Here is a 9,801-nt window from a genome sequence, read left to right on the forward strand (position 1 = left end):
AATCGGCGAGATCGCATGCGTAGGTCGTAGCGAAAGGAACCCGCCGTGCCCGATGTCGTGATGCCCCGCCTCTCTGACTCGATGGAGGAAGGCACGATCATCAAGTGGTTGAAGGCCTCCGGCGACGAGGTCCAGCGCGGCGAGGAGCTCGTCGAGATCGAGACCGACAAGGCGAACATGACCTACGAGGCCGACGCCTCGGGCACGCTGGAGATCGTCGCCGAGGAAGGTGCGACGCTGCCGATCGGCGAGACGATCGCGCGGCTTGGCGACGGCAGCGCGCCGGCCAAGAAGAAGGAGGCGCCGAAGGCCGCCGCCGCGGCGGCCGAGGGCGCGTCGAGCGGCGGCGCAACGGCGACCGCTTCCGAGGAGGCGCCGAAGGCGGCCGCGGCCAAGCCGGCGGCCGCGTCTGCGGATGGCGGGAACGGTCGGGTGAAGGCATCCCCGGTCGCGCGTCGGCTCGCCGAGGAGCTGGGCGTCGACCTGGCCGCGATCGCCGGTTCGGGGCCGGGCGGTCGGATCGTGAAGGCCGACGTCGAGGGCGCGGCGAAGGACGGCGCGGCCGCGCAGGCCGCCGAGAAGCCGGCGCTGGCCGCCGTCCCGGAGCCCGCCGCCGCCCCCGCTCCCGAGCAGCCGGCGGAGGAGATCCCTGGTCCGGTCGTCTCGGGCGATGCCGGCAGTGGGAAGGGTGAGGCGTCGACGGTGGAGCTGACGCGGACGCAGCAGGTGATCGCGCGGCGGATGGCGGAGTCGAAGGCGACGATTCCGGATTACACGGTCACGACCGAGGTCGACATGGAGGCCGCGGTCGCGTTGCGCGAGCAGATGAAGGCGGCTGCGACCGAGTCGCGGCGGGCGCCGTCGTTCAACGACATGGTCGTGAAGGCTGCCGCGCTCGCGCTGCGCGACTACCCGAAGGCCAACGGCGGCTACAGGGATGGCAAGTGGGAGCTGTACTCGCGCGTGAACGTCGGGATCGCGGTCGCGACCGATGACGCGTTGATCGTGCCGACGATCTTCGACGCCGACAGAAAGGCGCTCGGCGAGATCTCCCGTGACGCGCGCGCGCTGGCGCAGCGGGTCCGCGCCGGCAAGATCACCCCGCCGGAGCTGTCCGGTGCGACCTTCACGGTCTCCAATCTCGGCATGTTCGGCACGACCGAGTTCACCGCGATCATCACCTCCGGCCAGGCCGGCATCCTCTCGGTCGGCGCGCTGCGCGACACCCCCGTCGTCAAGGACGGCCAGGTGGTGCCGGGCAAGCGGATGAGCATCACGATCGCCGCCGACCACCGCATCCTCAACGGCGCCGAAGCCGCCCAATTCGTCGCCCGCATCCGCGAACTGCTCGAAACCCCCTTCTCACTCGCCTTCTAGGCGAACGCCGCTCCGACGCGCGGGCCTCGACGGCCCGCGCGCTCGTCGCGGGGCGCCGGTGCGCGTCCGGCTCACGGCATCCACCCGCTGACGCCGACCGGGCTGCCGGCGACCGATGCGCGGGCGCGGGTGCCGGGGTCGAGGCGTCGGCTGACGCGGCCGACGGCCGTCACGCGGCGCGGGCCGGTCGTGCGCGCGAAGACCCAGCGGTCGCCGGCAGGCCACCAGACGCCGGCCCAGCGGCCGTCGGGCGAGATCGCCACCTCGCCGAAGCCGCCGGGGCCGGCGAAGCGCATCCGGGCCCGCAACCGGACCGGGCGGTCGATTCCCGACGCGCCGCCGGCTCGCCGCGACGGCGGTGGGTCGAGGCGGACGGTCCGCAGCTCGCTCGCGCCCCGTACGCGGTCGAAGGCGACGAAGGCGGCGACGCGCCCGTCCGGGCCGACCGCGAGGTTGCCGCCGAGAAAGCCGGGCCATGGCGGTCGTGCGGTCGCCAGCCGGCGGCCGTCGAGGGCGAGCAGGTCGAGGCGGTCTCGCCGGAGCACCAGCAGGCGGTCGCGGCCGGCCCAGGCGATCGCGCGCACCGGCTTGCCGCGACGGACCGGGACGGCGAGCGCGGGCGCCGGCGCGCCCGACGGCAGCCAGCCTGCCGGTCGCGGTGTCGGCCCCTCCCAGCTCGCGACCGCGTCGACGTCGCGCACGACGACGCCGCCGCGCGGGGTCGCGTAGGCGAGCACGTGATCGTGCGCCGGACCGGGGCGCCATGCCGGCGTGACCGCAGCGGTCCGCGCGGCGAGGGCCCGGTCGCCGCTGCCGTCCCCGGCGACGACGCGCAGCTGCCTGCGGCTGCGGTAAGCGACGCGATAGCCGTCGCCGCGCGACCAGATCGCGTGGCTGACATGCGGCCGCGACAGCGTCCAACGCACCTGGCCGCGCGGATCGAGCGCGGCGAGCAGGTCGCGGCGCGTCGCCAGCACGAACAGGCCGCGCGGCGACCAGCTCGCCGTCGACCACGCGCCGAGCCAGCGCGCCGACAGGTCGCGCTGCACGATCCAGGCGCCGGTCGGATCGCTCACGAGCAGCCGGCCGTCCGCCGGCAGCGCCCGTCCGGCCGGCGGGTCGAAGGTCCGCCCGATCCAGTCGCCGACCTTCGCGCCGGCGGGCCCGAGCGCCAGCGCCGCCCCGCCGAGCGCGACGAGCAGCGCGACGCCCCACCGCCGTGCGCGCCGCGCTCCTCGCCGCGCGCTGGCACCGCGCCGGCCGCGCCCGCGTGCTCCGCCGCCCGCCGCCCCATCCGTCCCGGCCCACGCCGCCGCGTCGCGATGCGCGTCGCCGCCGGCCGCGCGCCCGGCGGCGAGCGGGTCGCGTGCGTCGTAGGCTGCGCGGACGGCGGTCCACGCGCGTGCGGCGGCGGCCTGCTCGCGCTCGTCGTCGAGCCGGTGCAGACGGTCGGCGAGGGCGGCGTCGAAGCGGTCGCGGCGCACGCTCATCCCATCTCCTCTCGCAGCTCGCGCGCGAGCGCGTCGAGACCGCGACGCAGGCGCGAGTTGACCGTCCCGCGCGGCAGCTCCAGCGCCGCGGCGATCTCGCCCGGCGAGTAGTCGAGCAGGTGCCGCAGCACGACGACGGCCCGCTGCTCGGGCGTCAGCGCCGCGAACGCCGCCAGCAGCTCCTCCGAGCAGGCCGGCTCGCGCGGCCGCTCGCTCCCCTGCGCGGCCGGCTCCGGCGCCGCAGTCGCGTCGACTTCGCGCCGGACCCCGCGGGCGCGCGCCCAGTCGATCGCGCGGTTGGCTGCGATCCGCGCCAGCCACGGCGCGAACGGGCGCCGGCGGTCGAAGCGGTCGAGTCGTCCGACCGCGGCGACGAACGCCTCCTGCGCGACGTCCTCCGCCGCCGCGTGGTCGCGCGTGATCAGCAGCGCGACGCGATACGCGGCGCCCCAGTGCCGGCGGAACAGCCGCTCCAGCGCGACCTCCTCGCCCCGCCGCGCCGCCGCGATCAGCGTGCGATCGGAGGGCTGTGCGACCTCCTCGCGACGGTCGCGCCCGGGCAGCGGGAGCACGGCGGCGATCGTGTCGGAGACCAAGGCCATCGACCGACACTACGGCTGCCGGCGCGCCAGAGGTCCCTCATCCGGTGCATGGCGTCTCGGAGCTGACCGCGCGGCGGGCCGCGGCCGCCGACCTTCACCCGATCGCGGGGTAGGTCTCCGCGGCGGCCTCGGGGTCGGCGTCGGCGTCGGCGGCGACCTGGCGCCGCAGCAGCGCGAAGGCGAGCAGCGCCGCCGCGACCATCACGCCGGCGGCGACCCAGTAGGCGGTCGAGACTGCCGTCGTGACCGCCTCCTTGACGCCCTCGACGACCTCCGGCGGGACCGCTCTGCCGCCCGGCGTCGTCGCGCCCGACGCCGCCGCGGCGCCCGACGAGGAGAGCGCCGACTCCAGCTCGCGGACCTGGGCGCTCGTCGTCCCCTCGCGCGTGAGCAGCTCGCTGATCTGCGTCAGCTGCACGTTGGCGACGACGGTGCCCATCCGGCCGCCCGGCCCGCGATGCTGTGCGCTGATGCGCATCGGTCCCGGACCCGAGGCTGCCTACCGCTACGGCGTCGTGCTGCTGATCGCCTTCGCCGCGGTCGTCTTCTTCACGCTCGCTCCCGACACCGCGGTGACGAGAGCGATCGGCCTCGTGCTCGTCACCCTGACGCTGGCCTTCGCCGTCGTGACCGGCCGCGGCGATGCCGTCCGGCGCGGCGGCACGACGCTCGTGGCGATCGTCGCCGGGATCGCGGCGACGATCGCGATCGTCGTCGACGGCGCGCCGACGTGGGTCGGCTCGGCGATCGGCGCCGCGCTCGTCATCGGCACGATCGGCGAGCTCGCGAGCGGGATGGTGCGGATGCTGCGCGACCGCGGCGTCACGATCCAGGCGGTCTCCGGCGCGCTCGCGATCTACCTGCTGCTCGGCCTCTTCTTCTCGCTGGTCGTCGCCGCCGCCGCGCACGCCGGCTCCGGCGCCTACTTCGCGCAGGGCACCGACGGGACCGCGAGCGATCACGTCTACTACGTCTTCACGACGATGACGACGACCGGCTACGGCGACCTCACGCCCGCCGACTCGTTCGGACGGGCGCTCGCGGTCGTCGCGATGCTCGTCGGGCAGATCTACCTCGTGACGGTGATCGCGATGCTGGTCGGCAACCTGCGGCGCCGCGACAGCGGCGCCTGACCGGCCGCTCACTGCGGCCCGCCGAGCACGAGCAGCAGCTGGCCCGGCTCGGGCCGCGGCGTCTCCCCGCCGGTCAGCGGCACGACCGTGCGCGCCCGCCCGTCGCCGTCCTCGAGCACGAGCACGAGCGGCAACGCGCCGGGCCCCGGCGCGGCCGCCGCGCGGACGCGCTCGCCGGCGGCCCAGCGGCGCGCCAGCGCAGGGGCGGTCGCGCGCTCGCCGAACAGCGGCGGCGTCAGCTCGCTCTCGCGCTCGGCGAGCCGCGGCCTGTCCGGCGCCGGCGGCAGCGCCAGCACGCGCGCGGCGCCCAGCTCCTCCGCGAGCCGCTCGACGAGCAGCTCGTTGAGCGCGTCGTCGTCGGTCGTCACGAGCACGAGCCCGATCGCCTCGTCGAGCGGGTCGTCGTCGGCCGCGCCGTCGCCGAGCAGCGGGTCGGGGCAGACGGCGAGGCCCTCCGCCGCGGCGGCGCGCGCCTCCTCTGCGCGGCCGCTCCAGATCCGCACGTCGGCGCCGGCCTTCTGGAGCGCCCGCGCGAGGTCGCGCGCCCACGGCGCGCCGCCGACGACCAGCACGCCGGCCGGGTCGCCGTGCGACAGCCCGGTCGCGCGCGCGACCGCCGGCGCGAGGACGGCGTAGACGACGACCGTCCCGGCGATCACGCAGAAGACGAGCGGGACGACCAGCTCGGCACCCGGAGCGCCGGCGTCGGCCAGCTCGACGCCGAAGACCGACGCGGTCGAGGCGGCGACGATCCCGCGCGGCGCCAGCGACGCGACGAACGCCCGCTCGCGCCACGGCAGCCCCGTCCCCCACGTGCTCGCCAGCACCGCCAGCGGCCGCACGACGACCACGAGCACCGCGACGAGCGCGATCGCCGCCCAGCCGAGGTCGACGACGTCGCCGATCGCGACCGTCGCGGACAGCAGCACGAACAGGAGGCCGAGCAGGATCGCGCCGAGCGTCTCCTTGAACTCGACGATCCGCGCGATGTCGACGCGCTGCTGGTTGGCGAGCACGAGCCCCATCACGATCGTCGCCACCAGCCCGGCGTCGCTGCGCAGCAGGTCGGCGGCGGCGAACGCCGCGACGACCGCCATCAGCGTCGCGGCGACCTTCTGGCGCTCGGCCAGCCAGCGGGCGCGCAGCAGCGGCATCAGCAGCAGCGCGCCGGCGGCGCCGCAGGCGATCCCGCTCAGCATCGTGAGCCCGAAGTCGCCGGCCTGCAGCGAGATCCCGCCGCCGGCGAAGTCGAGCGCGTTGAAGACGACGACCGCCGTGATCGCGCCGACGGGGTCGACGACGATCCCCTCCCACTTGAGGATCGAGCGGACCGATCTCGCCGGGCGGATGAAGTCGAGCATCGGCAGCACGACGGTCGGCCCGGAGACGATCACGATCGCCCCCACCAGCAGCGCGATCGCGTGCGGCACGTCGAACAGCAGCTCGACCGCGAGCCAGCTGCCGAGCCACGTGATCAGGGCGCCGATCGTGACCAGACGCGCCGAGACGGCGCGGACGTTCCCGCGCAGCTCCTCGCGCCGCAGCCCGAGCGCGCCCTCGAAGAGGATGATCCCGACCGCGATCGAGATCGCGTCGTCGAGCGCCGGGCCGAGCAGCGCGTCGGGATCGACCAGGCCGGTGACGTCGCCCGCCACCACGCCGACGGCGAGCAGCGGGACGATCGCGGGGATGACGAGCCGCGCCGCCAGCAGCTGGGCGCCGACGGCGAGGACGACGACGAGCGCCAGCCCGAGCAGCTCGTCATCCATCGCGTGCTACCTGCTGAGCGGGAGCGCTCAGTCCTCCTCGGCGAAGGTGGCGCGCAGCTTCGCCTCGTCCTCGTTGGAGAGGTTGGTGTAGAGCAGCTCGGCGTTGGAGAGGTCGAACTCGGCCTCGACCTTGTCGAGCACGGCGTCGGAGCTGAGCAGGAACAGCGCCGAGGTCCCGGGCGTGATTCTCTCGCGCGCCTGGGCGATGAAGCTGTCGTCGATGCCGACGTCGCCGAGCGAGCCGGCGAGCGCGCCCGCGGCGGCGCCGACGGCGAGGCCGAGCAGCGGGATGAAGAAGATCAGGCCGAACAGCAGGCCCCAGAACGCGCCGCCGAGCGCGCCGGCGCCGGCGAGGTTGTGGAGCTGACGCGTCTTCGGCTTCTTCTTGCCCTCCTGCCAGCTGACGACCGCAGCGTCGTGGATCTTGATCAGGCCCTGCTTCTGGAGCGCCTCGAGCTTCTCGACCGCCCCCTCGGCCCCGGCCGGATCGTTGATCTTCCATACCGTGAGTGTCGCCACGCGGCTTTCCTTTCAGATCGGCGCGCCCGATGCGCGCTACGCCGAGCGCCACGCTACGCCGCGCCCGTGACGCGGTCAACGAAAGAGCGCCGACGCGTCCGTTTCGTGGAGCTTCGAACCGACGAATCGACACGACTCGCACGGTTATGGTGGATGCGTGAGCACGCGCCAACCGCCCCGCTGGAGCCGACTCGATCCCGACGTGCGCCGCAGCGAGATCCTCCTCGCCGCGAAGGAGATCTTCGGCACGCGGCCGTACGGGAGCGTGTCGATCACCGCGATCGCGGAGGCGGCCGGCGTCTCGCGCGCGCTCGTCACCCACTACTTCGGCGGCAAGCGCGAGCTGATGCTCGCGACGCTGCGCGAGTACGGCGCGATGGAGGGGCTCGTGCCGCGGACCGACCTCGGCCTGCCGGTCGAGGAGACCGTCGCGCGCAACGTCGACGCGTGGCTCGACTTCATGGCCGCCCACAGGGAGCTCGTCTTCGCGATGACGAGCGTCTCCGCGCTCGACCGCGACCCCGAGGTCGCGCAGGTGATCGACGACCTGCGCGACGCGACCGTCGACCGGATGCTCGTCAACCACTTCGGCACGAGCGACGTGCCCGCGCCGATCCGGGTCGTGCTGCGCGGCTACACGGGGCTGGCGCAGGTCGGCGTCGCCGACTGGCTCGTGACCGAGCGCGCCACCCGCGAGCAGATCCGCGTGCTGCTGACCAAGGGCCTGCTGACGCTGCTCCGCGAGGTGCTGCCGAAGGTCGTCGAGGTCAGCGGGCCCCTCGAGGCCGGCGCCTCCGGCGGCGAGCACGCGCCTGACGGCGTGGGCGCGCCGGCCGCCGGCTGACGCCGTGGCGGCTACGTCGGCGCCTGCGCCGACGCCTTCATCCCGGCCAGCTCGAGGTCGAGCGGGTCGACCCACGCCTCGGCCAGCAGCCGCCCGCCAAGGCCCTCCATCTTCTCGCGCAGCGGGATCGCCCAGCGATGCTCGATCAGCGCGACCGCGGCGGCCGTGCCGGGCGGGATCGCGTCGGCGACGTACCAGACGTCCTCGTCGAGCGCCTCCGCATGGAGCTGCGCCTCCTCGGCCCCGGCCGGCTCGCTCGTCAGGCCGGTCAGCTCGCCGAGCACGCCCTCGCCGCCGGGCAGCCGCTCCAACTCGAGCACCTGTACGTCGCCGCGCTCGTCCCTGCGCACCGCAAGCAGGTCGACGAGCCGCACGACGTCGCGCTCGGCCAGCCGCTCCAGCTCCCCGAGGATCTCGCCTCTGGGCTCGCCGCCCGTGAAGCCCAGCACCACCAGTTGCATCGGTCCCAGCGTCATCGTCCCGGCTCCTCTCAGCCGCCCTGCAGGATCTTCGCCTTGGCGGCCTCGAACTCGTCCTGCGTCAGCGCGCCCGCGTCGAGCAGCCCCTTCAGCTCGCCGAGCTTCGCGACGAGGTCGCCGCCCGCGGCCGGCGCCGTCTCGGCTGGGGCCGTCGGCGGGGGCGGCGGGGCCGCCGCGGGCTGCGCGTAGCGCTCCTGCTCCAGCTCGGAGATGCGCTGCTCCTGCTCGGCCTCGCGATAGCTCGTGCGCTGGGCGCGCTTGCCGGCCGCGTAGCCCGCGCCGCCCATCATCGCGGCCCGCAGCAGCGGCCGCCGTCGTGGTGCGAACATCACCCGCCTCCTGGTCTCCGTGTCAGCGTCAGCACGTTGTGCCCAGACGGGGCGCGCAGCAACCAGAAGCCGACACCGCGGCCGTCGCTCCGGATACCGTTTCGCAATGCCGATCCGCAGCCGCGTCCTCGTCGCGCTCGCCGCCCTCCTGAGCGTCGTCGCGCTGCTCGGCACGTGGGTCGACCGCCAGCTGCTGAACACCGACGACTGGACGACGACCAGCGCGGCGCTGCTGCGCGACGACGACGTCCGCCAGCCGGTCGCCGACGCAATCGCGGCGCAGGTCGCCGACGGCTCGCGCGCGACCGCGGCGCTCGAGGAGCTGCTGCCGCCGCGGCTGCAGCCGCTCGCGCCGCAGGCCGGCGCGCTCGTGCGCGAGGCGGCCCAGCGCGCGACCGAGCGGCTGCTCGACGGTCCGCGGGTGCAGCGGCTGTGGGTCGACGCCAACCGCGTCACGCACGAGCAGCTCGTCGACATCGTCGACGGCGGCGGCGCGGTGATCGCCGGCCGCGGCCTCGTGCTCGACCTGCGCCCGCTCGCGGTCGAGATCGCGCGGCAGGCCGGCTTCAGCGGCGATCGCGTGGAGCGGCTGCCGGCGCCGCGCGGCCGGATCGTGCTGCTGAGAGAGGACCAGGTCGACGCGCTGCGCGAGATCGGCGACCTGCTCCACACGCTGTCGTGGCTGCCGGCGCTGCTCGCGCTGGCGCTCTACGCGCTCGCGATCCAGCAGGCGCGCGCCGCCCGCCGCCGGGCGCTGCTCGCCGCCGGCGCGAGCCTCGCGGCGGTCGGGCTGATCGCGCTGATCGTGCGGCGGGCGGCCGGCCACGTGGTCGTCGACACGGTCGCCGGCGACGGTCCGTACGTGCCGACCGCGCAGGCGGTCTGGCAGATCGCGACGACGCTCCTCTCCGAGCTGGCGGTCGTCGTGCTGATCGCCGGGCTCCTCACCGCGCTCGGCGCCTGGCTCGCCGGGCCGGGGCGCCGCGCCAGCTGGCTGCGGGCGCGGATCGCGCCGGCGCTCGCGACCGACCCGGCGGCCGTGCTCGGCGTCACCGTGCTCGTCTACCTCGCGCTGCTGGCATGGGGGCCGCTGGCGGTCCTGCGGCGGCCGCTGGCGATCGCGGTCCTCGGCCTCCTGCTCGTCGCCGGCGTGTGGCTGCTGCGGCTGCAGGTCGTGCGCGAGCGCGCCGCCGCGGCGGCCGTCGCGGACAGCGGTGCCACGCCATCCGGCGACGGCCCGCCCGCCGGCGCGAGATGAT

Annotated in this window: 11 protein-coding genes; 4 read left to right on the forward strand and 7 right to left on the reverse strand. The window is 75.4% G+C overall.

Annotated features, from left to right (window positions below; translation table 11 throughout):
* Window positions 1-45: 45 nt before the first annotated feature.
* The gene (locus BDZ31_RS22995; RefSeq protein ID WP_183345572.1) at window positions 46-1,377 is read left to right on the forward strand and encodes a 2-oxo acid dehydrogenase subunit E2; all 1,332 of its coding nucleotides are present in this window, start codon (window positions 46-48) and stop codon (window positions 1,375-1,377) included.
* A gap of 71 nt (window positions 1,378-1,448) precedes the next feature.
* On the opposite strand, the gene BDZ31_RS23000 is transcribed toward BDZ31_RS22995, so the two are convergent.
* From BDZ31_RS23000 to BDZ31_RS23010, 3 genes are all read right to left on the reverse strand, one after another.
* The gene (locus BDZ31_RS23000) at window positions 1,449-2,867 is read right to left on the reverse strand and encodes a hypothetical protein (protein ID WP_183345574.1); all 1,419 of its coding nucleotides are present in this window, start codon (window positions 2,865-2,867) and stop codon (window positions 1,449-1,451) included.
* Complete coding sequence (locus tag BDZ31_RS23005) at window positions 2,864-3,469, reverse strand: RNA polymerase sigma factor (RefSeq protein ID WP_183345576.1); 606 nt, start codon at window positions 3,467-3,469, stop codon at window positions 2,864-2,866. The genes BDZ31_RS23000 and BDZ31_RS23005 overlap by 4 nt, the downstream gene beginning before the upstream one ends.
* 94 nt (window positions 3,470-3,563) lie before the next feature.
* Window positions 3,564-3,947: a hypothetical protein gene (locus tag BDZ31_RS23010; protein ID WP_183345578.1), complete on the reverse strand. Its 384-nt coding sequence runs from the start codon at window positions 3,945-3,947 to the stop codon at window positions 3,564-3,566.
* Here BDZ31_RS23010 and BDZ31_RS23015 point away from each other — a divergent pair.
* Window positions 3,940-4,602 carry a potassium channel family protein gene (locus BDZ31_RS23015; RefSeq protein WP_183345580.1) on the forward strand — a complete coding sequence of 221 codons (663 nt, stop codon included), beginning with the start codon at window positions 3,940-3,942 and terminating at the stop codon, window positions 4,600-4,602. The genes BDZ31_RS23010 and BDZ31_RS23015 overlap by 8 nt on opposite strands.
* A gap of 8 nt (window positions 4,603-4,610) precedes the next feature.
* Here BDZ31_RS23015 and BDZ31_RS23020 read toward each other — a convergent pair whose 3' ends face one another.
* Window positions 4,611-6,371 carry a cation:proton antiporter gene (locus tag BDZ31_RS23020; protein ID WP_183345582.1) on the reverse strand — a complete coding sequence of 587 codons (1,761 nt, stop codon included), beginning with the start codon at window positions 6,369-6,371 and terminating at the stop codon, window positions 4,611-4,613.
* Between the two features lie 27 nt (window positions 6,372-6,398).
* Window positions 6,399-6,890: a DUF1269 domain-containing protein gene (locus BDZ31_RS25660; RefSeq protein ID WP_183345584.1), complete on the reverse strand. Its 492-nt coding sequence runs from the start codon at window positions 6,888-6,890 to the stop codon at window positions 6,399-6,401.
* 157 nt (window positions 6,891-7,047) lie between these two features.
* Here BDZ31_RS25660 and BDZ31_RS25665 point away from each other — a divergent pair, with 157 nt between their 5' ends.
* The gene (locus BDZ31_RS25665; protein WP_343075679.1) at window positions 7,048-7,734 is read left to right on the forward strand and encodes a TetR/AcrR family transcriptional regulator; all 687 of its coding nucleotides are present in this window, start codon (window positions 7,048-7,050) and stop codon (window positions 7,732-7,734) included.
* Window positions 7,735-7,745: 11 nt separating this feature from the next.
* Here BDZ31_RS25665 and BDZ31_RS23035 read toward each other — a convergent pair whose 3' ends face one another.
* Both BDZ31_RS23035 and BDZ31_RS23040 read right to left on the reverse strand, forming a co-directional pair.
* Complete coding sequence (locus BDZ31_RS23035) at window positions 7,746-8,210, reverse strand: DUF6325 family protein (RefSeq protein ID WP_183345586.1); 465 nt, start codon at window positions 8,208-8,210, stop codon at window positions 7,746-7,748.
* Window positions 8,211-8,224: 14 nt separating this feature from the next.
* On the reverse strand, window positions 8,225-8,542 hold the full coding sequence (locus BDZ31_RS23040) for an SHOCT domain-containing protein (protein WP_183345588.1): 318 nt from the start codon (window positions 8,540-8,542) through the stop codon (window positions 8,225-8,227).
* Window positions 8,543-8,648: 106 nt separating this feature from the next.
* Between BDZ31_RS23040 and BDZ31_RS23045 the strand changes: the two genes are divergently transcribed.
* Entirely contained in the window at window positions 8,649-9,800 is a 1,152-nt protein-coding gene (locus tag BDZ31_RS23045) for a hypothetical protein (RefSeq protein WP_183345590.1), read from the forward strand.
* Window position 9,801 lies beyond the last annotated feature (1 nt).

Origin of the sequence: Conexibacter arvalis (genome assembly GCF_014199525.1) — a bacterium.
Taxonomy (GTDB): Bacteria; Actinomycetota; Thermoleophilia; order Solirubrobacterales; family Solirubrobacteraceae; genus Conexibacter; species Conexibacter arvalis.